This window comes from Achromobacter sp. HZ34 (assembly GCF_002209485.1).
Lineage (GTDB): Bacteria > Pseudomonadota > Gammaproteobacteria > Burkholderiales > Burkholderiaceae_B > Bordetella_C.
The window spans coordinates 1110394-1134940 of sequence record NZ_NJIX01000001.1 but is presented as its reverse complement, the minus strand read 5'-3'; the positions used below and the strand labels follow the sequence as shown (position 1 = coordinate 1134940).

Here is a 24547-nt window from a genome sequence, read left to right as displayed (position 1 = left end):
CTGATTTTGCCTGTCTGTTTTGCAGGAAACCCGAATATGGATGAATCCTCCCAAGATGCGCTGCTACGGCAGCTCGACCAGGTCAGCTTTCCCACGCTGGGTCATTTTCTGGAAGAAGGCTTTGCCAGCCCGCTGCTGCGCGCGCTCGTTCCAGGTGTCAAGGTGGTTGGCCGCGCCCGCACCCTGAAGCTGGCGGCGCCCAACGCATATGCGGTGAATCGCTGCATCGTGCGCCTGCGCCCGGGTGAAGTGCTGGTCATCGACGCCAGCGCCATCGGAGCGCATGCGCCCATCGGCGCCGTCACCGGCACCGCGCTGCAGTGCGCGGGCGCCGCGGGTGTCATCGTCCACGGCGTGATCACCGATGTGTTGGAGCTGCGTGCCATGGGGTTGCCGGTGTTCGCATATGGGACCAGCCTGCTGACAAACAAGCTGGAGGACGACGTCACCAGCGCCCATGACATCCCGGTGCAGTGCGGCGGCGTTCTGGTGTGCCCTGGTGACATCGTGCTTGCCGATGACAACGGCGTGATGTTCCTGACGGATACGGTGGCGGCGCATACTGTCGAGATGGCGTTGGCATCGGACGCCGCGGAGCCGGACGTGCTGGCGCGCATGCGCGCCGGCGAGCCGTTGGATACGCTGCTCAAGCTTGCTCCGTGAGGCCCTTGTGACTGCATCTTCTTCAACCATTCGTCCGCCCGCCTTGCGTCGCAGCTGGCTGTTCGTTCCCGGCCTGCATGCCGACAAGCAGCGCGCGGGCCTGGAAAGCAAGGCCGATGTGCTGGTTGCCGATCTGGAGGAGTTCACGGCGCCTGCCGACCGGCCAGCGGCATGGGCACGGATAATCACTTTCATGGCGGAGTGCCGCGCGCAGGGCGCGGTGGGGGCCGTGCGCATCAACAAGCTCGACCAGGGCGGACTGGACGACCTGGCCGGCATCATGTCCGGCCGCCCCGCGGCCGTGCTGCTGCCGCATGTCGAGACCCCCGCCCAGGTCGCGGCCCTTGACGCGGCCTGCACGGCCCATGAACGCCGGCTCGGGTTGCCACTGGGCAGCACGGAAATCGTGCCTACGCTGGAGTCGGCGCGGGGTGTCGTCAGCGCGGTGGCCATCCTTACCGCGAGTCCGCGTGTAAGTGCCTGCCTGCTGGCGGCCGAGGACCTCAGTACGGATCTCGGCGTGGTGCGCGGTCCGGATGGCATCGAGCTGCAGCCGGTACGCGCGCGTTTTCTCGTTGACTGCATCGCGGCGGGCTGCGTTCCGATAGATTGTCCTTTCAGCTATCGGGATGACGACGCGCTGCGTGCGGATCTGGCCTGGGCCAGGCGTATCGGCCTGAAGGCGAAATGCACCGTGCGGGAGTCTCAGGTTGCCTTGATACATGTAGCCATGACGCCTTCCCACGCGGAAGTCGCGCAAGCGCGCGAGACGGTGCGGCACTATGAAGCACCCGACGTGGCGGGAGAAGCTCCGGTTAACGGACCGGATTACGGCAACGCGCGCCGGCTACTGGCCCGCCATGAGGCCTTCGAAGCGTGGAATGTGAGGGAAGGGGCCGGTCGCGTCGCGTAGCCGCCGGTCGGGGTTCATCGGCGCTTTCCCCCGACGGTGTGCGATGCTTCACGATATCGGTTCGTTTCATCACTGTCCCCGCATTGCTTCGATTGATGCCTGCACCCACGCCCCGCGGTCTGCGACAGCGGCGGCGTCGCAGCGTTGCGGGCTCTGAACTGCCCGAAGGCCGGGGCTGATCACCTTGAGACCTGACTCGACCCCATGGCGTCTCGACGAGCCCGCCACCCCGTGCGTGAACGCCACGAAGTGCGGGCAATGGCGTGGTCAGGGACGTGGGCATCAGGGGATGCCGGCGCCCAGGGCCGGGAATACGTCGCTGAACAGCAGACCGATCAGTTGCTGGCCATCGGGTGTCGACCAATCCTGCGCGATCTCGGCGATCAGCGTGTTGGTAGCAGTGAGCACTACGCCGGCGTCGTGCATGCGCTGGCGCGAGAACTGTTCGGACAGCTCGCTGGGCGAACCCGAGGCGTCCATCACCGCCTGAACGGAGAAACCTTCCAGGGCGGCGTCGATAGCCGGGAAAATCAGGCAGACGTCGGTCGTCACGCCGGCCATGATCAGATGCTTCCGGCCGGTGGCGAGCACTGCCTCCCGGAAGGGCGAGTAGGCCCAGGCGTTGACCACGCCGGGACGCTTGATGCGCGCGGCATGCGCGTCGGGAAGGATTTCGGCGATTTCCGGCATGATCGGCCCTTGGGCGCGATCTTCCTGACTGGAAGTGATCACGGTCGGCAGGTTCAATATCTTCGCCAGCTTGGCCAGCGCGATCGCCTGCTTGCCGGCGAAGCCAGCGTCGATGTTCTTGATCAGCTGCATCGTGCCGACCTGGTGGTCGATCAGCAGCAGCGCGGAGTTTTCAGCGGTGAATTGGTCTCTTGCCATGATGGAAGTCCTTTCCTTGGTTTTAGAGATGTGAAAGCGGCGGGCCGCTGAACAGCACGACCTTGACGCCGCCCCGGGGGGCTCTGATCAAAATGTTATTGCGCGCATCTTGCGCTGGGAACACCGGCGCTCGAAGGTCCTCGGTGTCGAAGCACTGATCTCCCACTTGCACCGTGCCGAAGATCGGCATGGCGAACAGGGTGTGGCCGGCGGCCAAGGGCACGGTTAGCTCGGCGCCAGAATCAAGCGATACGTCCAGCAGTGTGACTTCGGTCGGCGGTACTAGCGGGGAGCGAGTGTTGCCGAATGTCCCCACCGGGACCCTGATCTTGCCGCCCGGCCGGATCAGGTTGTCAGTGCCGATCGAGTCGCGATTGGTCATCCCTGTCTCGGAGTCGAGTAGCAGGTAGGACACGGCAGAGATGCCGGCATGCGGGTGCGGCGGAAAGGTGGGCCCGTTCATCCAATAGTGATCGACTCCGAGAAACGGTGACAGCGCTCCGGCCTTGCCACGCAGACCGATGGCGCGGAATTGTCCCGCATGGTTGGCTCGGTGAAGCTGGGCGATGGCGAAGGACATGGCGGCAGTCTCAGGCAGAGGGGCTATCGCTCAGTGCGGGATAGTCGATGTAGCCCTTGGCGCCCGGCGAGTAGAACGTGTCCTTGTCGGGGGAATTAAGCGCGGCGTGCCGGCGGAAGCGCTCGGGCAGATCCGGATTGGCGAGGAAGGCGCTGCCGAACACCGTGGCGTCAGCCTTGCCTTCGCTAAGAATAGCCTCGGCCCCAGGCTGATCCAGACCGCTGCCGATCAGGTAGGCTCCATCGAAACGGGGGCCTAGCAGCGTGTGGTAATCGACGCTGGTCGGGCCGAACAGCGCCACGTGCAGGTAGGCCAGGTCCAAGCCGTTCAACTGCTCGACCAGATAGGTGTAGGTCTCCTGCGGCGTGGCATCGGAGACGCTGTTGAAGTTCATCTCCGGCGAAATCTTCAGGCCGACGCGATCACCGCCGGCTTCTTCGATCATGGCCGTGAGCACGTCCAGCACGAAGCGGACGCGGTTGGCGACTGAGCCGCCGTATTCATCCGTGCGCTGGTTGCTGCCCGAAGAGAGGAACTGTTCGGGCAGGTAGCCCGAAGCGCCATGCAACTCGACGCCATCGAAGCCGGCTTCCAGCGCCCGGCGGGTGGCGTTGCGGTAGTCCTCTACCACAGCAGCGATCTCCGCCATGCTCAATGCGTGGGGCACGACGTAGTCCTGCGGGCCGCTGGCCGTCCAGGACTGGCCTTCCGGTTTGAGTGCGGATGGCGCCACGGGCAACCCGCCGTTTGGTTGCATCGACGGATGCGAGATGCGCCCAGCATGCATCAACTGCATGAAGATGCGGCCGCCCTTGGCGTGTACGGCATCGGCGACGTGCTTCCAGGCAGTGACCTGGGCGTCGTCAATGATGCCGGGGGTACGCACATAGCCTTTGCCGGTCGCGGAGGGGTAGACCCCCTCGGTGATGATCAGCCCGGCGCCAGCGCGCTGGGCGTAATAGGTCGTGACGAGTTCGGTCGGCACGCCTGTCGCGTCATCGGCGCGTGAGCGGGTCATGGGGGCCATAACCAGGCGGTTCGGAAGGGTATAGCGTCCGACACGGACGGGCGTGAAAAGCTGATTCATGATGATGTCCTTGGGTTGACTCTGGCCCTATCATCGATCTCATTGGAATTGGAATAAATAGGCTGAGCTGGATAACATTGCTGCATTAATGGAGCAATGTATGGAACAGCTTTTGAATGACATGGTCTTGTTCGTCGAGGTCGTCAAAGCCAAGGGCTTCCGTGGCGCCGCCGATGTGCTGGGAATGCCGAACTCCACGCTGTCGCGGCGAATCAGCTTATTGGAGAAGGCCCTCGGCCTGCGCTTGCTGCACCGCACGACGCGGAAGGTCGAACTGACCGAAGCCGGCCAGATCTACTTCGAGCGCTGCAAGCGCATCGTGGATGAAGCGCGGCTCGCGCACGAGCAACTTGGGGAGATGCTGGCGCAACCCAGCGGCATGCTGCGCGTGTCCTTGCCGGTCGATTTTGCGGTGACCCACCTCGCTCCATTGATCGCCGAATTTGCCCGTCACTACCCCGGCATCACGTTCGACTTCGACCTGACGCCTCGGCGGGTCGACCTGGTCAGTGAACCCTTCGACGTGGCGATTCGCATGGGCGAGTCGGAGAATTCGCAGTTGATCGCGCGTCCGCTGGCCCGGCTTTCGACCTGCCTCTATGCCTCCCCGGACTATCTCGAACGGTCGGGGGAACCCCGAGAGCCCGCCGACCTGGCACAGCACGAGTGCATTGGTATGGCGAGGACCAACTTGTGGACGCTACACAGCGGAACACAAACGACCACGGTATCGGTGGGCAGCCGGTTCGTGGTGAATAACGTCGGTCTGATTCGGCGCCTGGCGACGATGGGCATGGGCATCACGCTGATGCCCGATGGAATCGTCGCAGAGGACCTTGCTCATGACCGGCTGCGGCGCCTATTGCCGCAGTGGCAAGGCAGTCCCACGCCAGTCTATGCCATCACTGAGACGCGCCTGCTTCCGGCGAAGACGCAGCGCTTCATCGAATTCCTCCGCGAACGGCTGGCCCGGACTTGAGCGGGTATTCGCCCCGAGGCGAAACGAGTGCCGCTCTGGCAGTGTTTCGGGAGGGACCGGGGCGAGCGCCGCGGGACGCCTGCCTGGATTGAGCGATCGTCGTCACGTGTTCGAAACACCTGGCGACGATCTCTTTGGTCGTCTCATGCAGCACGACGTCGCGGGGGCGATCATCCGACGTGATCGGCGTATACAGACCGATCGCCCCTGGCGAGATCGTTCAGGTGGTCAGGAAGCGCGTGACTTCGGCCCAATCGTTAGTCGACAGGGCGACGTCCTCGTAATCGCCTTCTTCCTCGTCGTAGCGGGAAACGCAGAAGCGCTGGCTCCTGCCGGATTCGCGGTCGGCATAGTTGGCGTAGTCGACATAAACTTTCAAGCCGCGTTCCTCGTTCTCGAAGGAAGGCGCCGCATCGATGTAGCTCGACGCGTCGAGATACCCTTCGGGCAGGGTGGGCAGCGTCGTTATGTCGTAGTCGGGAAATTCACGACGCAGTCGTTCAAGGTTCATAAGGGAAGCACGTGGAGATTAAAGGTGCGACATTTTACGTTGCTCAGTGTTAGTCGCCACAGCGTCCCCCAAAACGGAGTTTCCGGTCAGCAATGCGCAAATTTGCCCAGTGCCATGCAAAGAGGCTCGACGTCCGCCCTGCGCCTCGTGGCGCACTGGACATGCCTTGGGCTACGCTTATGGGCCAGATATCCCCGCCTGTTCCAAGTAATCCTGCGTGCCCCCCGCGCGCTTGCGGGTGGGCGCGCGGCATTTGACCTGCATCGCCTGACCGGCTTCATAGGACAACAAGAATGGCTGATCAATCCAACGCTCACTCGCTGCCGATGGTGCCGGCTTCGTTTTTCGGCATTGTGCTGGGCCTGGCCGGACTGGGCAGTAATTGGCGTATCGCGCATGCCGCCTGGGGCCTGCCGGCGGTGGTCGGTGAACTGATCTACCTGGCCGCGGGCGTGTCCTGGCTGATCCTTGTCGTGCTGTACGGTCTGAAGTGGCTGAATGCCGCCCAGGCCGCACGCGAGGAGGCGACACATGCGATCCAGTGCTGCTTCATCGGCCTGGTGGGGGTGGCGACGATGCTGGTGGCGGCGGGAGCCTTGCCGTATTCGCGGCCGCTGGCGGTCGCTTTGTATGTCCTGGGCGCGCTGTTCACGATCTGGTTCGGACTCTGGCGCACCGGCCTGTTGTGGCGCGGCGGCCGCGATGCCGAAGCGACCACGCCCGTGCTGTACCTGCCGCTGGTGGCCGGCGGTTTCGTTACCGGCATCGTGGCGGCGGCGCTGGGCTGGCTGGAGATTGCGGAACTGGCATTCGGCATGGGCTTCTTCACGTGGCTGGCGGTGGAATCGGTGCTGTTGCATCGCCTCTACACCGCGGGGCCGTTGCCGAAACCTTTGCGCCCGACGCTGGGCATCCAGCTGGCGCCTCCTGCTGTCGGCGCCACTTGCTACCTGGCGGTAGGCGGCGCGCATTCCGATTTGTTCGCGCACATGCTTATCGGCTACGCACTGCTGCAGGCCTTGCTGCAGCTACGCATGCTGCCCTGGATCATGGAACAACCGTTCGGCGCCTCGTACTGGGCCTTCACCTTCGGCGCAACGGCCCTGGCTGGCGCCGCCACGCGCGTGGCGATGGATGCTCCCACCGGTATCTTCACGTGGCTGGCGCCGGTCCTGTTCGTTGCTTCCAACGTGGTGGTGTTGACGATTGCAGCGGGCACGGTCGTTCACCTGTTCAAAGGCAAGTTGCTGCCCAAGCCGGTCCCTGCCGCGACGGATAAATGAAAAGTGGACTCGAAACTCATCCGCCGAGCGACGAGAGAGGATCTTCCTGAGCTCATACAGATTCGCAACGAAGCACGCGCATGGAAGATAGCGCATTGCGATTACGCCTGGGGCAGGGAAGGAGATGGTGTTTCTGAAGGATGGATGCGCGGCACTATCGATCAAAAACAGATGTATATCGCTGAGGTGGATGGCACTCCAGCAGGCATGTTTTCGCTTGCATTGGAAGACGACGAGCGCTGGGGGGCGCAGGAGCCGCTCGCGGCTTATGTGCATGGACTCGGCGTGCGCGGGGGTTTTAATGGACGAGGATTTGGGGCCTTCATGCTCGACTTCTGCGCGAGTGAAGTACTAAGTTTGAGACGGCGCTATGTCCGCCTCGACTGCCCAGCTCAAAACGGAAAGCTGTGCGCCTGGTACGAGTCGATTGGTTTTATTCGCGTCGGTCTGTGGCAAGAGCCCAGTCCTGGCGGCTATCTCTGGTCGCTTTATGAAAAAGCCGCCCACCAGCGGCTAGCCACAGGGTCATAGGAATCGCCGCTGACACACGGAATTGGTGGTACGGCTACGGATCGGTCTGTCGGGGGACGCGGAATCGTAGCTCAGGCACGCCCTTTCGTCGGTCAACACGAAGCGTCGAGAAAATCTTCGATTTGACGGGTAAACCCTCACTTGTAAGATAAGTTGATAGGCAGATAAGCTTGGCGCCAGATGTTCATTCGACGCACCGGGTAGTACGCGCCACAGGATGGACGTCTCCAATAATTCCTATATACGAGACAACACCATGGCGAATTCCAGGGAGGGGGCCGGCACGTCCGCTGGTCGGGTGGTGATGTGTACCGGCGCGGCGCAAGGGATAGGGCGCGCCATGCTGAATGCCTTCGCGGCCCAGGGTGCGCGGTTGGCTTTGCTGGATATCGATGCCGAGGGACTGGCCAAGGCGCAAAGGGAATTGCAGCGCGACTTTCCCGCAATAGAAATCTTCTGCGTGACGGCATCGGTCGCCGACGACATCCAGGTGGCCCAGGCCTTTGACGCGGTACACGCCCACTACGGCCGGCTCGACGTGTTGCTGAACAACGCCGGCATCTCCATGAATCGGCCTTCACTGGAATTGACGCCCGCCGACTGGCGGCGCGCCATCGATATCGACCTCTCCGGCGTGTTCTATTGCTGCCAGCAAGCCGGCCGCGCCATGCAGGCAACCGGCGGTGGCGTGATCATCAACACGGCTTCGATGTACGGCGTAGTCGCGGCTCCCGAACGGGCCGCCTATTGCGCGGCCAAGGCGGGCGTCGTGGCGTTGAGCAAATCACTCGCGGTGGAATGGGCCGCGCTGGGCATACGCGTCAACGCCTTGTGCCCCGGCTACATCCGCACCGCGCTGGTGGACTCCCTTATCGAACGCGGCGCGCTGGACGCCCAGCGTATCAGCGCGCGTACGCCAATGGGACGCCTCGGCACGCCGGAAGACGTGGTCGCCGTCGCCTGCTTCCTGGCCTCCGACGCAGCGGCTTTCGTGACGGGCCACGCCATGCTGGCCGACGGCGGTTGGACCGCCAATGGATATATGTAGGAATCACCATGCCTCAACTTACCCATCTGACGCCGCAATCCCCCTGGACGGCACTGACCACCACGGATCAGGACTGGGAGACCGCGGACCCGGCCTTGCTGGGGACCCTGCTGACCCACTGCCACCTGATCCGCGGCTTCGAGGAAGCCGTGCTGGACCTGGCCGGCCAGGGCCTGGTGCACGGGCCCGCGCATTCGAGCATAGGGCAGGAGGGCGGCGCGGCGGGCTCCATCGTGACCCTGCGCGCGCAGGATGGCGTGAATGGTTCACATCGCGGCCATCATCAATTCCTGGCGAAATCACTGGCTTACCTGTGTCCGCACGGTATCGACCCGCGTGCGGATCTGACCCCCGCAGTCCAGGGTCTGCTGCAACGGACCCTGGCGGAAATCCTGGGCCTGTCGCAAGGCTTCTGCAACGGCCGTGGCGGCTCCATGCACCTGCGCTGGACGGAAGCGGGCGCCCTGGGCACCAATGCCATCGTCGGCGGCGGCGTGCCGATGGCGGCGGGGCAGGCCTGGGCACATCGCCATGCCGGCACCGATGCGGTGATGGTCAGCTACTTCGGCGACGGCGCCGTGAACATCGGTTCGGTGCTGGAGACGATGAACCTGGCCGCCGCCTGGAAACTGCCGCTCTGCTTCTTCATCGAGAACAATCGCTACGCGGTGTCGACCCATGTCGATGAGAGCACCGCCGAGCCGCGCTTGTCCGCCCGTGGCCTGGGTTTCAACATCCCCAGCTGGCAGGTCGACGGCATGGATCCACTGGCGGTGCATCTGGCGATGCAGGCCGCCTTGGCCCATATGCGCGCGGGCAACGGGCCCACGGTGATCGAGGCCGAGGTCTACCGCTTCTTTCATCAGAACGGTCCCTACGCCGGCAGCGCCTTCGGCTATCGCAGCAAGGAAGAAGAACAGTCCTGGCGCGCCCGCGATCCGCTGACGCTGCTGGCGACACGCATGCAGGCGCGCGGCCTGATCGACGAGGCAGGCGTGCAGGCGCTGCGCGAGCGCGTGCAGCAGGCGATGCGCCACGCCGTGGCGGAACTGACCGAGGCCGACCCGCAGGCCGGAGAAGGCAAGCGCCGCATCCGCCCGTCGCTGTGGCCGTCGGCGGATTTTCGCGATGTCGGCATGCTGGGCGATCTGTCGGAGATGCAGGGCCTGCGTTACGCCGATCAGGACAGCGGGGACGTGCCGCAGGCCGAGCGGCCGTTCATCGATGTAGTGGCCGATGTGATGGACCGGCGCATGGCGCGCGATCCTGGTGTGGTGGTGATGGGCGAGGACGTGCATCGCCTGAAGGGCGGCACCAACGGCGCCACGCGCGGGCTCAGCAAAAGCTACCCGGATCGGTGCCTGGGCACGCCCATCAGCGAGAACGCGTTCGTGGGCCTGGCGGGCGGGATGGCGCTGGATGGCCGCTATCGTCCCGTGGTGGAGTTCATGTATCCGGACTTCATGTGGGTGGCCGCGGACCAGGTATTCAACCAGATCGGCAAGGTAAGGCATATGTTCGGCGGGCGTGACGAGGTACCGCTGGTGTTGCGCACCAAGGTGGCCATGGGCACGGGATATGGGTCGCAGCACTCGATGGACCCGGCGGGAATTTTTGCGACCTGCCCGGGATGGCGGATCGTGGCGCCGTCGAATCCCTATGATTATGTGGGCCTGATGAACTCGGCCTTGCAGTGCCGCGACCCGGTCCTGGTGATCGAGCACGTGGATCTTTACAACAGCAAGGGACTGGGACCGGTCGACGATTACGACTACTACCTGCCCGTGGGCAAGGCTGCGTTGCGGCGTAACGGGCCCGACGTGACGGTGATCGCATACCTGTCCATGGTGGGGCACGCTGCCGAAGCCATGGATCGCTGCGGTGTGCAAGGCGATCTGGTGGACCTGCGCTGGCTGGACCGCGCCAGCCTGGATTGGGACACGCTGGGCGCCAGCATACGCAAGACCAACAATGTGTTGATCGTGGAGCAGGGGGCACGGGGGACGTCGTATGGCGGCTGGCTGGCCGATGAGATTCAGCGGCGCTACTTTGATTGGCTGGATCAGCCAGTACAACGGGTGACGGGCGGGCTGGCGGCGCCGAGTATTTCCAAGGTGCTGGAGCGGGCTGCCGCGGCCCGTACCGACGAGGTCGAAGCCGCCCTGCGCGAAGTGATGGCCAACCAGGGAGCCGCGTGATGCCGACGTTGATACGCATGCCGGAGATTTCGGCGAACGCCGCCGCGGCGCAGTTGGTCGAGTGGCTGGTGGAAGAGGGCGCCACGGTGGCCGCCGACGATGTGGTGGCCAGCATCGAGACGGACAAGGCAGTGGTGGATCTGAACGCCGGTGCGGCGGGGACGTTGTTCCGGCGGCTGGCCAAGGCGGGGGAACAGGTTGCGGTAGGCGCCGCGGTGGGCGTGGTGCTGGAGCAGGGGGAGTCGGCGGACGCGGTCGATGTCTTGCTGGCGCAGGATGGGAAGAAGCCGGCGGCGCTAAATGGCGCCGCCGCGCCGCCCGCCGCGCCGGCGAAGCCGTCCGCGCAAGTGCCGGCGCCTCAGGCTCCCGAACGTTCTTTCGCCAGCCCATTGGCGCGCAAGCTGGCGCGGCAGGCGGGGATTGCGCTTGAGGATCTGCACGGCAGCGGCCCGGGGGGCAGGGTGGTGAGGCGCGACATCGAACGCGCCCAGGTCGCGCGCGACGCCGCGGTCAATGCCGCGTTCGAGAGCATCCCTCACACGCCCATGCGCGCCACCATCGCGCGGCGGTTGACGGAGAGCAAGCAACACGTTCCGCATTTCTATGTGCGCGGGAAGTGCCGGATGGAAGCGCTCTACGCCTTGCGGGAGCAGATCAACCACGGCCAAGGCAAAGCTGGCGGCGGCGGTCACTCCCAAGGCAGGGCGGACGAGGGTGGCCATGCCCAAGGCAGTGCTGGTGACAGCGGTCATGCCCATGCGCCGGATCAGGCTGGTCGTGCGCACCATGGCGCCGAGCCGGCCCCGCGCAAGTTCTCCGTGAACGACTTCATTATCAAGGCGGCTGCCTGCACGCTGCGGGACTTGCCGGATACCAATGTCATCTGGACCGACAGCGCCATGCAGCGCTACCGCCAGGTCGATATTTCCGTGGCGGTGGCCATCCCTGGCGGTTTGATCACGCCGGTGCTGCATGCTGTCGACGCGATGTCCCTGTCCCAATTGAGTACCACCATGGGTGAGTTGGCATCGCGTGCAAGGGAATCGCGCCTCTTGCCGCATGAGTATCAGGGCGGTACGTTTTCCATCAGCAATCTGGGCATGTATGGGGTGACGGAGTTCGCTGCCATCATCAATCCTCCGCAGTCGGCCATCCTGGCCGTGGGGGCCAGTAACCGGGTGCCGGTGGTGCAAACTGACGGAAGTTTGGACACGGGTGTGGTGATGGAGTACACCCTGTCCGTCGATCACCGGGCTATCGATGGGGCGCTGGCGGCAAAGTGGTTGGCGCGCTTCCAGCACTATATGGAACACCCGGCCACGATGCTGGTGTGAGCAGGGTTGACCGTGACCAGGTTCGTGATCGGATGACTACACGTCCTCATGACCGCTCGACTACATGACCGCATGGCTGCATTTACGGCGCCAGCGGATGCCGGCAAGGAATACATGATCATGGCAACGAAGCACGATTTCACTGACCGGGTTCTGGTACTGACCGGTGCCACGGGCGGCATAGGTGGGGCAGTGGCCCGTTTGTTCTACGAGAGCGGCGCGCGCCTGTACCTGATCGATCGCGATGCGGATGCGCTGGCTGCGTTGGCCCGTGAACTGGGCGCGGATCCGCAGCACGCCAGTGCCGACAAGGACGAACAGGTTCTTTCCCAAGGCCTGGCTTCCTCGCGTTTGCTGATCCATCCGATGGATGTCTCCTCGCCAGCGGACGCTGACGCTGCCGCCGTGCATATCCGTGCGGCCTGGGGGGGAGTGGATTTCCTGGTGCCGGCCGCGGGCATCTATCCCATCGATCCAATCGCCGACATGAGCGATGCGCAATGGCGCAAGACGCTGGCCGTCAATCTGGATGGCGTTTTCTACCTGACGCAGCGGCTGGTTCCCTTGCTGCGTCCCGGTAGCGCCATCGTGAATCTCAGCTCGATGGCGGCGCACCGGGGGGCCGTGCATAACGCGCATTACAGCGCAGCCAAGGGGGCGCTGCTCAGTTTCAGCCGCAGCATCGCCCGTGAACTGGGGCCCGAGACGCGGGTCAATGCCGTGTCGCCGGGTATCATCGAGACCCCCATGGTGGCGGAATTGCTGAAGACGCGGGCGGACGAGTCGGTGTCTCAGTCCATGCTCAAGCGCCTGGGCCAGGCCCACGAGGTGGCCACGGCCATCGCGTTCCTGTGCAGTGACGATGCCAGCTTCATTACGGCGCAGGTGTTGCATGTGAATGGCGGTCTTTATGTCCCGGGCTAGCCTGCAAGGACGCTATTCCGCTCTACGCGCTGAACCGCCTATCGCGCGGGCGGCTACCTTGCCTGCCGAGGTCGCTGAGCGCCTGCGCGGCGCGATCGGGCGGCGTGACATCGTGGACGAGGACAACAAGCTGCCGTCGGAGGCGGAATTGGCGCAGGTGTATGGGGTCAGCCGGCCGGTCATACGCGAGGCGATGTCGCTGCTCAAGGCTGAAGGGCTGGTCATCGCGCATCAAGGGCGGGGACAGTTCGTCAATCCGGCCGGCAGCAACGTCTTCCGGCTGGAACCGAACGTCGAAAGCAGCGAAGACCTGCGCGAGTTGTTCGAATTCCTGCTGTCCGTAGAAGTGCCCGCGACACGGCTGGCGGCCGAACGGCGCGACCCGCAAGGCTTGCAGGCCATCCAGCAGGCCTACGCGCGGCTGTATGAAGTGACGAACCGGGGTGTGGGCGGCGCTGTGGCTGGCGACTTAGCCGATGCCGGCGCCGATGCGGCACCCGGCGGTGTTGGCGAGCGTAGACCGGGCAACGAACCCGCCGACGGTGCCGACGAAGACGGCGAGTTCCATCGTGCCATCGTCGCGGCCAGCGGCAACCGGTACTTCATGGCGTTTTCGGATTTCCTCGACGCACGGGTACGGCGCATGATCCGCCTGGCGCGCAAGAACACCCGCACGCGTTCCGCCGAATGGGTATGGCAGGTGCAGCAGGAGCACGAAGCCATCCTGCGCGCCATCGAAGCGGGCGATCCCGATGCGGCAAGCCACGCCGCCGCCGCCCACTTGAACAATGCAGCGGCAAGACTGGCCCTGTATCAACAGGACCAGGGCTGACTTGCCACCCAGGCTGGCAGCGCCTCTGCTTTGGGAGCAGAGGGTCGGTAACCCCGCGCCCTGAGCACGCCACCGCTCAAGTCATCAACCACCCACCCGCCACATCCACCACCTGTCCGGTGATGAACCGCGCCTGGTCGGAAGCCAGGAACAGGCAGGCGTCGGCGACTTCCTCGGGTGTCCCGAGGCGTCGCAGTGCCGTGATCTCCGCCACCGCGTCATTGATCTCGCGCGGCACGCTCTTGAGCAGAGGCGTGGCAATGCGCCCCGGCGCCAGGCCGTTGACCGTGATGTTGTACTCGCCCATCTCGCCCGCCCAGTGGCGCGTCAGTCCGATCAGGGCCGCCTTGGTCGCGGCGTAGTGCCCGGCGACGATGTCGCAATAGGCCTTGCCCGCCACCGAAGACATATTGATGATCCGCCCCTGGCGCCGCTGCACCATATGCGGCGTGGTCAAATGCGCCATGTAGTACACGCTGTTCAGGTTGACCGCCATCACGGTCTCCCATTCCTTGGGCGGCATCTCCCAGACCTTGAGGGCCCGGCCATCGGTCTTGGGCGAGATACCGACGTTGTTCACCAGGATATCGGCCCCGCCCAGCGCGGCGCTTAGCTTGTCGCAGGCGGCCTGGCAGGCGGCGAAGTCCTGCACGTCCGCGTTGGCATACAGGACGCGATAGCCGGCGCCCACCAGTTCCTCTTGCAGCCGCGCCCCCCCTTCGGGATCGCGGTCGATCAGGCCGACGGCGGCGCCCTCGGCAGCCAGCGCCCGCACGATGGCGGACCCGATGCCGCCAACCGCGCCCGTGACATAGGCAGTCTGCCCGGCAAAACGCGCGCCGGCCCCGCTCATTCCTGCACCTTGAAGGCAATCTTGCCGATGTGCTGGCTGCTCTCCATCAGCGCATGGGCCTGTGCGGCTTCAGCCAGGGGGAATACCTTATGGATCACCGGCAGGCACTTGCCCTGTTCCATCAAGGGCACCACCTTCTGCGCCAGCGCCTGTGCGATCAGCCCCTTGTCCTCGTCGCTGCGCGGCCGCAGGGTGGAGCCCGTGAAATTCAGGCGCTTGACCATGATCGGCGTGGCATCGATCTGTGCCTTGCTGCCTTCCAGGAACGCGATCTGCACCAGGCGCCCATTCACCGCCAGGGAGCGGATATTCCGGTTGATGTATTCGCCGCCCACCATATCCAGGATCACGTCGACGCCTTGCTTGCCGGTATCGGCCTTCACGACGCTTTCGAAATCCTGGTCCTTGTACAGGATCACATGGTCCGCACCCGCCTTGCGGCAGGCCTGCGCCTTCTCTTCGTTGCCGACCGTGGTCCAGACCTCGGCGCCGAACGCATGCGCCAGCTGGATGGCCGTCAGCCCGATGCCGCTGGAGCCGCCGTGCACCAGGAACTTCTCGCCCTTGGCCAGACGGGCCCGATCGAACACATTGGTCCAGACCGTGAAGTAATTCTCCGGCACGCAAGCGGCGGCCAGCAGGTCCATGCCCTTGGGCACCGGCAGGCAATGCCGCTCGTCGGCCAGGGCATATTCCGCATAGCCGCCCCCTGGTGTCAGGGCGCACACGGTATCGCCCACCTTGTGCCCTTGAACGTCCGGCCCCACGGCGACGATGCGCCCCGAAACCTCCAGCCCCAGGTAAGGAGACGCCCCCGGCGGTGGCGGATACGCGCCAGCCCGCTGCAGGCAATCGGGCCGGTTGACCCCCGCGTAAGCCACTTCAATCAGCACTTGCCGTCCGTTGGGTTGTTCCCATTCGCGCTCGGCGAGCACCATGCAATCGGGCGCGCCGCCCTGGCCATGATCGATGTACTTGAATGTAGACATGATGAATTCCGTTTCAGTGTCCGAGGTAAGCTTTCTTCACGTGCGGGTCGTTGAGCAGCTCCGCGCCGGTGCCGCTGCGCACGATCGCTCCATTTTCCAGCACATAGCCGCGATCCGCCAGCCGCAGTGTCCGGAAGACGTTCTGTTCCACCAGCAGCACGGTCACGCCGACGGCGGTGACCTGACGAATGACGTCAAACATCTGCTGCACCAGTAACGGCGAAAGTCCCAGGGACGGCTCGTCGAACATCAGCAGTTTGGGGTCTGCCATCATGCCCCGCGCGATGGCCACCATCTGCTGCTCGCCGCCCGAAAGGGAGCCGGCGAATTGCGTCAGCCGTTCGCGCACGCGGGGAAAGATATCCAGCACTTCCGCCATCTTGCGCTGGGCCCCGGCCCGCGCGGCGCGCTTGAAAGACCCCATCAGCAGGTTGTCCCGCACCGTGAAGTGGGGAAACAGCTGGCGCCCCTCGGGAATCATGGTGATGCCGGCATCGACGATGTCGTAGGGCGTGTGGTTGGTCAAATCCTGGCCCATGAACTCCACGCGGCCGCCCGTGCTGGCCATGGCCCCGCACAGGGTTTTCAGCGTGGTGGTCTTGCCGGCCCCGTTGGCGCCGATCAGCGTGACGATCTCGCCGGTGTGTACTTCGAAGTCCAGGCCGTTGAGCACCTGGGTCTTGCCATAGCCGGAGCAGAGTTTGGAGACTTTAAGCATCTTGGTAGTCCTTGCCCAGGTAGGCCTCGATCACGGCCGGGTGTTCCACCACCTCGCGTGGCGTACCGGCCACCAGCACGCTGCCTTCGTTGATCACGATGATGCGGTCGGACAGGGCCATGGTGGCCTGCATCATGTGCTCGATCAGCAGCACGGACACGCCGCTGTCGCGGATGCCCCGTATCATGCGGATGGCTTCCTCGATGTCGGTGGGATTGAGCCCGGCCATCACTTCGTCCAGCAACAGGATGCGTGGGCGAGTTGCCAGGGCCCGCGCTATCTCCAGGCGCTTCATGCCGCCCACGGTCAGGTTGCGCGCCTCCGTGTGCAGGAATCTGGTCAGGTGCGTGCGCTCGGCCACTTCGCGGGCGATCTGTTCCGCCTCGTCGCGGTTGGCGGTGTTGATGAACGCGCCCAGCATGATGTTCTCCAGCACAGACAGGCCGGTGAAGGGCTTGGCGATCTGGAAGGTGCGGCCCAGGCCCTTGCGGGCGAACTGGCTGGGCGTGGCGCAATGGACCCACGCGCCGCTGGCGTCTCGCATCGAGACCTGGCCCTGGTCCGGCGCCAGGAAACCCGACAGCAGGTTGAACACCGTCGTTTTGCCGGCGCCGTTGGGGCCGATGACGCCCAAAATCTCGTGGCGGCCCAGTTCCAGCGAGACATCGTTGGTGGCGCGCAGCCCGCCGAAGTTCTTGAACAGGTTCTCCGCCTTGAGCACGGGCGTGGCCTGCTCGCCGCCGTCGGGGGCGGTGGCCGCGCTGGGCCGGGCCGCCACCGGGCGCCGGGTGCCCAGATGGGGCAGGCGATCCAGCATGCGTTCCACCGCCGGACCGAACGCACCGGCCAGGCCGCGCGGGATGGTCAGCACCACGCCCACCAGGATCAGGCCGTAGATCAGCCCGTGCATGCCGTTGCCCACGCCGCTGAGCCACCCGCGCGCCAGTTCGGCGACAGGCAGCACCAGGAACGTGCCGGCGATGGGACCGGCCACGGTGCCCAGGCCGCCGATCAGGGCGAACATGGCGATCTGCACCGACAGGTCCAGCGAAAACGCCGAGCCCGGGTCGACGAAGGTCAGGTAGGTGATGTGGAAGCTGCCGATGATGCTGGTCAAGGCGGCCGAGATCACGGCAGCGCCGATCTTCATGTTGACCGTATTGATACCCACCGCGCGCGCCGCGTCTTCGCGTTCACGGATGGCGATCAGGTAATGCCCCATGCGCGACTTGCGGATCATCCACGACGCCCACACCACCACCAGGAACAGGCCGTAGGCGATGATCAGATAGTTGACCTTCTCACGGAACACCATCCAGGTCCAGCCGATGTTCAGCGGCAGGCTGATGCCGCTGGAGCCGCCGGTCCAGCTTTCTTCATGGATGACCAGCAGGCGCACCACTTCCAGGATGGCGATGGTGGCCAGCGCGAAGAACGGTCCTTTCAGGCGCAGGGTGGGGTAGCTGATCACCACGGCCACCAGGGCGGAAATCACCGCGCCCACCAGCATCCCCAGCCAGGGTGTGATGCCGAAGTTCTGCGTCAGCAGGGTGGCCGTGTAGCCGCCGATGCCATAGAACACGGCATGGCCCAGCGACAGCTGGCCGGCGTAGCCGCCGACGATGTTCCAGGCCACGGCCATGGCCGAGAACACGAACAGCAGTACGAAGAGATTGGTCCAGAAAGCCGTACCCAGCACCGCGGGCACGACGAACATGGCGATCAACAGGATCAGGCTGACATACGCCTTGGGGCTGCGAAAATCCGGAATCATGTCGCGCTCCTTTTATTCCGTGCCAACGCCGAACAGTCCGGTCGGACGCAAGACGAGGATCAGCAGGAAGATGCCGAAATACACCACCTCCTTGAGGTCGGGCGCGATGTAGTAGCCAGCCAGGGTGTCGACCACGCCGATGATCATCGAACCGGCGACGGCGCCATACAGGCTGCCCATGCCGCCCAGCACGACGATGACGAAGGCGGTCAGCACGAAATACGTGCCCACGGTGGGAAACACCGGATATTGCGGCGCCAGCAGGCCCGCCGCGATGCCGACGAAGGCCGTGCCCAGGCCGAAGGCCAGCACATAGACCGCCTTGACGTTCACACCCATCAGCATGGCCGCGTAGCGATGCTGGGCCACCGCGCGCAGGGCGCGGCCCAGATAAGTGCGATGCATGAACAGATGCAGCAGCACGGCCAGCACCAGCGCGGCGACGAAGGTGATCAGCTGGCCGGTGACCATGGCGTAGTTGCCGACGGAGATCGAGTCGGTGCCCAGCTCCACGGGCGCGCGCAGCACATTGGCGCCGAACACCACCAGGGCCAGATTCAGCAGGATGGTGGAGATGCCCACCGTGGCGAAGATCTGGATATGTTCGTCGGCATCGAGCAGCGGCTGTATCACCAGCCTCTGGGTCGCCGCGCCCAGCGCGAACAGGATCACCGCCACGGGCACCAGTCCCACATAGGGGTGGATGCCGAAATGGCTGGCGGCCAGGTACACCAGGTACATGCCCACCATCAGGAATTCACCGTGCGCGAAGTTCACCACGCGCACCACGCCAAAGATCAAGGTCAACCCCAGGCTGATGATGGCGTAGGCGCCACCCAGCAACAGGCCGTTGATGATGAGTTGAATCAGGATGTCCATTGAGCAGCCTCGCGTATGGCGGACACCGCGCGCGCCTCCCGCAGGCGCACGCGGCGTCCGTCCGACAACTTGTCTCGGGGTTGCCCGGCGCGCTGCATGGCGCGCCGTGGTCCCAGCCCGGCTTTACTTATTGAAAACGGGCTTGCCCAGCGCGAGGTTGCTGGGGGCGATCGTGACCAGCTTGCCGTCCTGCCACTGCATCACGTAGAAGTCCGAGGCCTTGTTCTGCCCGTCTTCACCAAAGTCGAAGCCCCAGCCGTTGGCCGACTGGCCGGCGGGTTTCTTGTAGGCCAGCACGGCCGCGCGGATCTTGTCCTTGTCGGTCGATTTGGCATTGGCGATGGCTTCGAAGAACACCTTGGCGCCGACGTAGTTGGTCAGGCTGTGGCCGGACTGCGGATCGCTCTTGTACGTGGACTTGTAGGCCTGCAGGAACTTGTCCAGGCCGGGCGCACCGGCCGTATTGATGGACGATTGCGGGAAGTCCAGGTCGAATACGCCGTTCATGCCCGTGCCCACGGCCTTGGCGGTGTCGGCCAGCGAGTAGCCGCCACCCGCGCCGATGACGACCTTGGGCTTGAACCCCGCCGCCTTGGCCTGGTTGAAGTAGAGGATGGCGTCGTTCTGGTAGGCGGTCTGCAGTACCACGTTCACGCCGGCGCCTTTCAGGCGCAGGATGAGCGAGGACAGGTCCACCGTCTTGGCCGAGTAGGGCAGCACTTCGGCGACGGTATAGCCCAGTTCGGCGGCCCGCTGCTTCTCGGTGGCGGCCACGTCGGTGCCGTAGGGGCCGTCTTCGTGGATGATGCCGATCTTGATGTCTTTCGGGTTCATGCCCATGCCCGGCGCCACGATGTCGTGCAGGGCATTGACCACCGACACGCCGTACAGTGCGGTGTTGGGGTTGCTGCGGAACAGGTACTTGTAGCCGCGCGTGGTGATCTTGTGGGCGGTGGCACCCAGTTCGAAGTAAGGCACGCCGGCCAGTTCGGTGACCGGTGAAGCAGCGTAGGAGATGCCGGAGGCGTAGCTGCCGAACACGCCGACGACGTCGGACGAGATCAGGCGCTTGGTTTCGGAGACGGCCTGGTTGGGATCGACGGCGTCGGCCTTGAGGATCTGGATTTTCTCGCCATTGATGCCGCCGGCTGCATTGATTTCATTGACCGCCAGTTCCAGGCCGCGGAAGCTTTCCTGGCCCAGCAGGGCCAGCGCGCCGCTGAAGGGGAATACGGCGCCGACTTTCATGTCCGCATACGCCGCCGCGCTGGCCAGCATGCCGCAGGCGCCCAGCGCCAGGGCAATTTTCCTGATCTTGAACATATGTCTCACTCCTTGTTGATGGTCTGATCGCGACGCCTTGCCGCTTGTGCGGCCCTCGCGTTTCCACTGTGGGAATTCTTTTTCTGCGAGGCATTTACTGCGGCCATTTCACGGTCTTCCCGCCGTGTTCGATGGTACATAATATATGATATATTTTTTGAAAACATAAGCCGGCAGGTGATTTATTCTAGAGGGCGGCCCGGGTGCGTGCATGGGGGATTTCCCCAACCCCGGGGCGCCATCGGCAAGAATCGCGGGCGACGGCGAGGAGCCATCCGGACTCCCGCCGCGACCCCAGGCGACACAGGAGACTAAGCATGTTCGAGGATTGCAGTTTGCGTGGGCGCAAGGTGTTGATCACCGCGGGCGCCGACGGTTTGGGATTGGAGATGACGCGCCTGTTCCACGCCGCCGGCGCTTCCCTTCTGGTGTGCGACATCAATGCGGCGCGGCTGGATGACCTGCGGCGCGATCTGCCCGGCGTCGCCACCACCGTGGCCGATGTCGCCGACGAGGCCAGCGTGGCGCGCTTGTTCGAGCAGGTCGGCACGACGCTGGGCGGGCTGGATATCCTCATCAACAATGCCGGCGTGGCCGGGCCCACCGGCTTCGTGCAAGACCTGTCCAAGGCCGATTGGGATCGCACGCTGGCGGTGAACATCACCGGACAGTTCCTGTGCGCGCGGTTGGCGGTGCCCTTGCTCAAGGCATCGGAGGCGGGCGTGATGGTCAACCTGTCGTCCGCGGCGGGGCATCTTGGCTTCGCCGGCCGGTCGGCCTATTCGGCGTCGAAGTGGGCCGTGGTGGGCTTCACCAAGTCGCTGGCCATCGAGCTGGGGGCCTACGGCATCCGCGTCAACGCCATCCTGCCCGGCGCGGTGGAAGGGCCACGCATCCGCGCGGTCATCGACGCCAAGGCCAAGACACTCGGACAGCCGGTGCAGGACATCGCCGCGCAGTACGAGAACCAGGCGGTGCTGGGGCGCATGGTGACGGCGCGCGACATTGCCAATATGGTGCTGTTCAACGCCAGCGACGCGGCGCGCAGCGTTACCGGCCAGGCCATCGTCATCGACGGCCTGACGCAGAAACTCTATTGACGCGGAGGAAGCTGACATGGGTATTGCCGCCATCATCGGTTCCGGCCTGATCGGACAGGGCTGGGCCATCGTTTTCGCGCGAGCCGGCTGGTCGGTGCGCCTGTTCGACACCGACGCTGCCCGCGCCGCCGAGGCGCGCACGTTGGTGGCGCAGCAACTGCGCACCTTGCACGAGCATGGCCTGGCGGGGGAACCCGAAGCCATCGTGGCGCGGGTCGCCGTCGCGGCCACCCTGGAAGAGGCCGTGGCGGGTGTCGATTATGTGCAGGAGAATTCCCCCGAGGACCTGGCCATCAAGCAGGCGCTGTTCCTGCGGCTGGATGCCTTGGCGCCTGCCGCCGCCATTCTCGCCAGCTCCACGTCCAGCATCCGCGCCAGCCTGTTCTCGCGCGATGTGCCGGGGCAGGCGCGCTGCCTGGTCGCGCATCCGGTGAATCCGCCTTACCTGGTGCCGGTGGTGGAATTGAGCGGCGCCCCCTGGACGTCGCCCCAGGCGATAGAACGCTGCGGCGCCATCATGCGCGAGGTGGGACAGAAGCCCGTGGTGCTGCGCCGCGAGATCGAAGGCTTCATACTCAATCGGCTGCAGGGAGCCTTGCTGCAAGAGGCCCTGCGCCTGGCCGAGGCAGGCTATGCCAGCGTCGAGGACATCGACGCCACGGTGAAGGACGGCCTGGGCCTGCGCTGGTCCTTCATGGGGCCGTTCGAAACCATAGACCTCAACGCGCCCGGCGGCATCGCGGATTACTGCGCACGCTACAACGGCATGTACCGGTCCATCGGAGCCAGCCAGACCAGCGAGCCGGCGTGGCAAGGGCCGGCCGTGCAGGACCTGGAGACGCAACGGCGCCAGCAGTTGCCGGTAGCGGATCTGCATGCGCGCCGCTTCTGGCGCGACGAACGGCTGATGAAGCTGCTGCGCCACAAGCAGCAGGCTGACACTGACGAGTAATAAGTCCACCACGGAGAGACATATGGCCACCAAAAGAAAAGTCGTCATCACCTGCGCCGTCACGGGCGCCATCCATACGCCCAGCATGTCGCCGCATCTGCCGGTGACGGCCGACGAGATTGCCGAGGCCGCCATCGGCGCGGCCCGCGCCGGTGCCGCCATCCTGCACCTGCATGCGCGCGATCCGGAAACCGGCAAGCCGTCGCAGGATCCGGCCTTGTTCGAGCCTTTCCTCAAGCGCATCAAGGCCGAGACCGATGCCGTCATCAATATCACCACCGGCGGTAGCCCGCATATGACGGTGGCCGAACGCATGCGGCCGGCATCGACCTTCAAGCCGGAGGTGGCGTCGCTGAACATGGGGTCGATGAACTTCGGCCTGTTTCCCATGCTCGACCGGTTCAAGGAATTCAAGCACGACTGGGAGCGCGAGCATCTGGAGAACAGCCGCTCGCTGATCTTCCGCAACACGTACCAGGACATCGAGGACATCCTTACCATCGGCAATGCCAACGGCACGCGCTTCGAGTTCGAGTGCTACGACATCAGCCATCTGTACAACCTCAAGCACTTCATGGACCGCGGGCTGATCAAGGCGCCGCCGTTCATCCAGTCGGTGTTCGGCATCCTGGGCGGCATCGGGCCGGATCCCGAGGACCTGATGCATATGCGCCGCACGGCGGATCGCCTGTTCGGCGTGGGGGGCTACGAGTGGTCCATTTTGGGTGCCGGGCGCGCGCAGATCCCGTTGGCGACCATGGGCGCGGCGATGGGATCGAATGTCCGTGTCGGGCTGGAGGATTCGCTGTGGATCGGGCCGGGGGAGATGGCGCAGTCCAATCGCCAGCAGGTGGAGCGCATCCGCACGGTCATCGAAGCCCTGAACCTGGATGTGGCCACGCCCGATGAAGCCCGCGCCAAGCTGGGCTTGAAGGGTGGGGACAACGTGGCGTTTTAAGGAGCGGGGCGGCTGGCCGCCGCGCGTCGGCGATGTGCCGGCCGCTGTCGATCAGCGGCGGCGCAGGCTTCGAAGCGCCATCGCTCGCGGCCGCTTACCCCGCGCGGCGCTTCAAAGCGCCGGCCAGTTCTTCGACGCTGAGCACATGGTCGAAATTCGCGGCGTGGCGGGCCTTGAGCGTAAGTTCGGCGGCGACGCGCAGTTGCGCGTCGTCGATGGCGTGGGCGCCCAGATCCTTGAGGGTGGTGGGCAGGCCGGTGGCCGCGTACCAGTCCTCCAGGCCGGCCAGCACCTGATCGTCCCGCCGTTCCAGTTCCAATTGAACCAGCAGCCCCAGGGCAACCTGTAAACCATGCATGGCATGACCCACGCCGTCGATACGCGGCAAGCCGCGGGTCAGCGCGTGGGCGATGGACAAGCCGCCGCTCTCGAAGCCCAGGCCGCTCATCAGGATCATGGCTTCCACCGCGCGCTCGAACGCCGCGGTGGGCTGGCCGCTGCCGGCCGCCGCCAAGGCCTCGGCACCGTCGGCCAGCAAGGTCCGGTAGCAGCCGTCGGCGATCAACTGCGCTGTCAGCGTGGACGCACCGTTGTACATATTGGGACCGCCCGCCCCGTAGCATTGCTGCGCTTCGAACTTCTTGGAAATCGCATCGCCCAGGCCGGCGCGGAAGAAATGCGCGGGGGCGGTCGCCACCAGGGAGGTGTCGACCAGCACCATGGTGGGGTTGAACACCATGTGTTCGACCGCCAGCAGATTATGGTGCTCGTCATAGAGGACGTAGTTCTTGCTGGTGGGCGCGTCGTTGGAGGCCACGGTCGGCACGGTGACCAGATGGCAGTGCAGGGCGCGCGCCACGGCTTTGCCGGAATCCAGCGCCTTGCCGCCGCCCACGGCAACCACGGCGCTGGCGGGCGTGGCGGCGGCGCGCCGGCACAGGTCCTGGATCGACGCCGGGGTCATCTCGCCTTCCACGGGCAGTACGTGGGTGTCGACGCCGCTGGCCGCGCACAGCTTGCGCAGGCGCGCGCCGTGGACCTCAAGGACGTAGCTGTCGATGACCAGCGCGGCTTGCGACCCGAACAGCGCCATGGTCTCGCCCAGGCGCGCGACGGCATCCGGCCCCTGGATGTAGCGGCTGGGGCCACCGAAGATTTTCAGCATGATGTCTCCTCGTTTTTATCCAGCCGCTTTGCATGTCCTGGTATTGGATGCGGGTGGTGGTTTTG

Annotated in this window: 24 protein-coding genes; 13 read left to right on the top strand and 11 right to left on the bottom strand. The window is 64.9% G+C overall.

The features are described 5' to 3' along the window. The first annotated feature begins 36 nt into the window (after positions 1 to 36). Together CEY05_RS04770 and CEY05_RS04765 are read left to right on the top strand one after the other, a co-directional pair. A complete protein-coding gene (locus CEY05_RS04770) occupies positions 37 to 663 on the top strand; it encodes an RraA family protein (RefSeq protein WP_088596286.1) in 627 nt (208 codons plus the stop codon). Positions 664 to 670: 7 nt separating this feature from the next. Continuing rightward, a complete protein-coding gene (locus CEY05_RS04765; protein WP_233161350.1) occupies positions 671 to 1576 on the top strand; it encodes a CoA ester lyase in 906 nt (301 codons plus the stop codon). Positions 1577 to 1858: 282 nt separating this feature from the next. Here CEY05_RS04765 and CEY05_RS04760 read toward each other — a convergent pair whose 3' ends face one another. From CEY05_RS04760 to CEY05_RS04750, 3 genes are read right to left on the bottom strand one after another with little or no spacing between them, the layout of a single operon-like run. Beyond that, positions 1859 to 2464, bottom strand: a complete 606-nt coding sequence (locus CEY05_RS04760; RefSeq protein WP_088596285.1) for an isochorismatase family protein — start codon at positions 2462 to 2464, stop codon at positions 1859 to 1861. Positions 2465 to 2486: 22 nt separating this feature from the next. After that, entirely contained in the window at positions 2487 to 3044 is a 558-nt protein-coding gene (locus CEY05_RS04755) for a pirin-like C-terminal cupin domain-containing protein (protein ID WP_088596284.1), read from the bottom strand. A 10-nt stretch (positions 3045 to 3054) separates the two neighbouring features. Then, the gene (locus CEY05_RS04750) at positions 3055 to 4131 is read right to left on the bottom strand and encodes an alkene reductase (RefSeq protein WP_088596283.1); all 1077 of its coding nucleotides are present in this window, start codon (positions 4129 to 4131) and stop codon (positions 3055 to 3057) included. A gap of 100 nt (positions 4132 to 4231) precedes the next feature. Between CEY05_RS04750 and CEY05_RS04745 the strand changes: the two genes are divergently transcribed. Next, the gene (locus tag CEY05_RS04745; protein WP_088596282.1) at positions 4232 to 5110 is read left to right on the top strand and encodes a LysR family transcriptional regulator; all 879 of its coding nucleotides are present in this window, start codon (positions 4232 to 4234) and stop codon (positions 5108 to 5110) included. Between the two features lie 220 nt (positions 5111 to 5330). On the opposite strand, the gene CEY05_RS04740 is transcribed toward CEY05_RS04745, so the two are convergent. Next, entirely contained in the window at positions 5331 to 5621 is a 291-nt protein-coding gene (locus CEY05_RS04740) for a hypothetical protein (RefSeq protein WP_088596281.1), read from the bottom strand. A gap of 293 nt (positions 5622 to 5914) precedes the next feature. Between CEY05_RS04740 and tehA the strand changes: the two genes are divergently transcribed. The 7 genes from tehA (at position 5915) to CEY05_RS04705 (ending at position 13771) form a co-directional block, all read left to right on the top strand. Then, a complete protein-coding gene (tehA, locus tag CEY05_RS04735) occupies positions 5915 to 6904 on the top strand; it encodes a dicarboxylate transporter/tellurite-resistance protein TehA (RefSeq protein WP_088596280.1) in 990 nt (329 codons plus the stop codon). 3 nt (positions 6905 to 6907) lie between these two features. Further along, positions 6908 to 7435, top strand: a complete 528-nt coding sequence (locus tag CEY05_RS04730) for a GNAT family N-acetyltransferase (RefSeq protein WP_088596279.1) — start codon at positions 6908 to 6910, stop codon at positions 7433 to 7435. A gap of 256 nt (positions 7436 to 7691) precedes the next feature. Further along, a complete protein-coding gene (locus CEY05_RS04725; protein ID WP_088596278.1) occupies positions 7692 to 8483 on the top strand; it encodes an SDR family NAD(P)-dependent oxidoreductase in 792 nt (263 codons plus the stop codon). 8 nt (positions 8484 to 8491) lie between these two features. Next, on the top strand, positions 8492 to 10681 hold the full coding sequence (locus CEY05_RS04720; RefSeq protein ID WP_088596277.1) for a thiamine pyrophosphate-dependent enzyme: 2190 nt from the start codon (positions 8492 to 8494) through the stop codon (positions 10679 to 10681). Next, on the top strand, positions 10681 to 12015 hold the full coding sequence (locus CEY05_RS04715) for a 2-oxo acid dehydrogenase subunit E2 (protein WP_088596276.1): 1335 nt from the start codon (positions 10681 to 10683) through the stop codon (positions 12013 to 12015). Before CEY05_RS04720 ends, CEY05_RS04715 begins: the two co-directional genes overlap by 1 nt. 120 nt (positions 12016 to 12135) lie before the next feature. Continuing rightward, complete coding sequence (locus CEY05_RS04710) at positions 12136 to 12939, top strand: SDR family oxidoreductase (RefSeq protein ID WP_088596598.1); 804 nt, start codon at positions 12136 to 12138, stop codon at positions 12937 to 12939. Next, on the top strand, positions 12926 to 13771 hold the full coding sequence (locus CEY05_RS04705) for a FadR/GntR family transcriptional regulator (protein WP_158219250.1): 846 nt from the start codon (positions 12926 to 12928) through the stop codon (positions 13769 to 13771). The genes CEY05_RS04710 and CEY05_RS04705 overlap by 14 nt, the downstream gene beginning before the upstream one ends. A gap of 76 nt (positions 13772 to 13847) precedes the next feature. Here CEY05_RS04705 and CEY05_RS04700 read toward each other — a convergent pair whose 3' ends face one another. The 6 genes from CEY05_RS04700 to CEY05_RS04675 all read right to left on the bottom strand — a co-directional run bounded on the left by CEY05_RS04700 (position 13848) and on the right by CEY05_RS04675 (position 20307). Next, on the bottom strand, positions 13848 to 14624 hold the full coding sequence (locus CEY05_RS04700; RefSeq protein WP_088596274.1) for an SDR family NAD(P)-dependent oxidoreductase: 777 nt from the start codon (positions 14622 to 14624) through the stop codon (positions 13848 to 13850). Beyond that, positions 14621 to 15613: an NAD(P)H-quinone oxidoreductase gene (locus CEY05_RS04695; RefSeq protein ID WP_088596273.1), complete on the bottom strand. Its 993-nt coding sequence runs from the start codon at positions 15611 to 15613 to the stop codon at positions 14621 to 14623. The genes CEY05_RS04700 and CEY05_RS04695 overlap by 4 nt, the downstream gene beginning before the upstream one ends. 13 nt (positions 15614 to 15626) lie before the next feature. After that, positions 15627 to 16331 carry an ABC transporter ATP-binding protein gene (locus CEY05_RS04690; protein WP_088596272.1) on the bottom strand — a complete coding sequence of 235 codons (705 nt, stop codon included), beginning with the start codon at positions 16329 to 16331 and terminating at the stop codon, positions 15627 to 15629. After that, positions 16324 to 18105 (bottom strand): ATP-binding cassette domain-containing protein, encoded by a 1782-nt coding sequence (locus CEY05_RS04685; RefSeq protein WP_088596271.1) that lies wholly within the window; start codon positions 18103 to 18105, stop codon positions 16324 to 16326. Before CEY05_RS04685 ends, CEY05_RS04690 begins: the two co-directional genes overlap by 8 nt. Before the next feature lie 12 nt (positions 18106 to 18117). Further along, positions 18118 to 18984 carry a branched-chain amino acid ABC transporter permease gene (locus tag CEY05_RS04680; protein ID WP_088596270.1) on the bottom strand — a complete coding sequence of 289 codons (867 nt, stop codon included), beginning with the start codon at positions 18982 to 18984 and terminating at the stop codon, positions 18118 to 18120. A gap of 123 nt (positions 18985 to 19107) precedes the next feature. Beyond that, positions 19108 to 20307, bottom strand: a complete 1200-nt coding sequence (locus CEY05_RS04675) for an ABC transporter substrate-binding protein (protein WP_088596269.1) — start codon at positions 20305 to 20307, stop codon at positions 19108 to 19110. Positions 20308 to 20624: 317 nt separating this feature from the next. Between CEY05_RS04675 and CEY05_RS04670 the strand changes: the two genes are divergently transcribed. Genes CEY05_RS04670 through CEY05_RS04660 form a run of 3 tightly spaced genes read left to right on the top strand, consistent with a single transcriptional unit; the run spans position 20625 to position 23317 of the window. Next, positions 20625 to 21407 (top strand): SDR family oxidoreductase, encoded by a 783-nt coding sequence (locus tag CEY05_RS04670; RefSeq protein ID WP_088596268.1) that lies wholly within the window; start codon positions 20625 to 20627, stop codon positions 21405 to 21407. 16 nt (positions 21408 to 21423) lie between these two features. Beyond that, positions 21424 to 22359, top strand: coding sequence for a 3-hydroxyacyl-CoA dehydrogenase (locus CEY05_RS04665; protein WP_088596267.1), 936 nt, complete (start codon positions 21424 to 21426; stop codon positions 22357 to 22359). Positions 22360 to 22381: 22 nt separating this feature from the next. Next, positions 22382 to 23317 carry a 3-keto-5-aminohexanoate cleavage protein gene (locus CEY05_RS04660; RefSeq protein ID WP_088596266.1) on the top strand — a complete coding sequence of 312 codons (936 nt, stop codon included), beginning with the start codon at positions 22382 to 22384 and terminating at the stop codon, positions 23315 to 23317. A 94-nt stretch (positions 23318 to 23411) separates the two neighbouring features. Here the strand turns inward: CEY05_RS04660 and CEY05_RS04655 are convergent, their stop codons facing one another. Further along, positions 23412 to 24482, bottom strand: a complete 1071-nt coding sequence (locus CEY05_RS04655; protein ID WP_088596265.1) for a glycerol dehydrogenase — start codon at positions 24480 to 24482, stop codon at positions 23412 to 23414. Positions 24483 to 24547 lie beyond the last annotated feature (65 nt).

What these genes read in the sequence shown, in the direction of transcription:
- CEY05_RS04770 (WP_088596286.1), top strand. Translation starts at nt 37, where the DNA reads ATGGATGAATCCTCCCAAGATGCGCTGCTACGGCAGCTCGACCAGGTC.
- CEY05_RS04760 (WP_088596285.1), bottom strand. Translation starts at nt 2,464, where the DNA reads ATGGCAAGAGACCAATTCACCGCTGAAAACTCCGCGCTGCTGCTGATC.
- CEY05_RS04755 (WP_088596284.1), bottom strand. Translation starts at nt 3,044, where the DNA reads ATGTCCTTCGCCATCGCCCAGCTTCACCGAGCCAACCATGCGGGACAA.
- CEY05_RS04750 (WP_088596283.1), bottom strand. Translation starts at nt 4,131, where the DNA reads ATGAATCAGCTTTTCACGCCCGTCCGTGTCGGACGCTATACCCTTCCG.
- CEY05_RS04745 (WP_088596282.1), top strand. Translation starts at nt 4,232, where the DNA reads ATGGAACAGCTTTTGAATGACATGGTCTTGTTCGTCGAGGTCGTCAAA.
- CEY05_RS04740 (WP_088596281.1), bottom strand. Translation starts at nt 5,621, where the DNA reads ATGAACCTTGAACGACTGCGTCGTGAATTTCCCGACTACGACATAACG.
- tehA (WP_088596280.1), top strand. Translation starts at nt 5,915, where the DNA reads ATGGCTGATCAATCCAACGCTCACTCGCTGCCGATGGTGCCGGCTTCG.
- CEY05_RS04725 (WP_088596278.1), top strand. Translation starts at nt 7,692, where the DNA reads ATGGCGAATTCCAGGGAGGGGGCCGGCACGTCCGCTGGTCGGGTGGTG.
- CEY05_RS04720 (WP_088596277.1), top strand. Translation starts at nt 8,492, where the DNA reads ATGCCTCAACTTACCCATCTGACGCCGCAATCCCCCTGGACGGCACTG.
- CEY05_RS04715 (WP_088596276.1), top strand. Translation starts at nt 10,681, where the DNA reads ATGCCGACGTTGATACGCATGCCGGAGATTTCGGCGAACGCCGCCGCG.
- CEY05_RS04710 (WP_088596598.1), top strand. Translation starts at nt 12,136, where the DNA reads ATGGCAACGAAGCACGATTTCACTGACCGGGTTCTGGTACTGACCGGT.
- CEY05_RS04705 (WP_158219250.1), top strand. Translation starts at nt 12,926, where the DNA reads ATGTCCCGGGCTAGCCTGCAAGGACGCTATTCCGCTCTACGCGCTGAA.
- CEY05_RS04700 (WP_088596274.1), bottom strand. Translation starts at nt 14,624, where the DNA reads ATGAGCGGGGCCGGCGCGCGTTTTGCCGGGCAGACTGCCTATGTCACG.
- CEY05_RS04695 (WP_088596273.1), bottom strand. Translation starts at nt 15,613, where the DNA reads ATGTCTACATTCAAGTACATCGATCATGGCCAGGGCGGCGCGCCCGAT.
- CEY05_RS04690 (WP_088596272.1), bottom strand. Translation starts at nt 16,331, where the DNA reads ATGCTTAAAGTCTCCAAACTCTGCTCCGGCTATGGCAAGACCCAGGTG.
- CEY05_RS04685 (WP_088596271.1), bottom strand. Translation starts at nt 18,105, where the DNA reads ATGATTCCGGATTTTCGCAGCCCCAAGGCGTATGTCAGCCTGATCCTG.
- CEY05_RS04680 (WP_088596270.1), bottom strand. Translation starts at nt 18,984, where the DNA reads ATGGACATCCTGATTCAACTCATCATCAACGGCCTGTTGCTGGGTGGC.
- CEY05_RS04675 (WP_088596269.1), bottom strand. Translation starts at nt 20,307, where the DNA reads ATGTTCAAGATCAGGAAAATTGCCCTGGCGCTGGGCGCCTGCGGCATG.
- CEY05_RS04670 (WP_088596268.1), top strand. Translation starts at nt 20,625, where the DNA reads ATGTTCGAGGATTGCAGTTTGCGTGGGCGCAAGGTGTTGATCACCGCG.
- CEY05_RS04665 (WP_088596267.1), top strand. Translation starts at nt 21,424, where the DNA reads ATGGGTATTGCCGCCATCATCGGTTCCGGCCTGATCGGACAGGGCTGG.
- CEY05_RS04660 (WP_088596266.1), top strand. Translation starts at nt 22,382, where the DNA reads ATGGCCACCAAAAGAAAAGTCGTCATCACCTGCGCCGTCACGGGCGCC.
- CEY05_RS04655 (WP_088596265.1), bottom strand. Translation starts at nt 24,482, where the DNA reads ATGCTGAAAATCTTCGGTGGCCCCAGCCGCTACATCCAGGGGCCGGAT.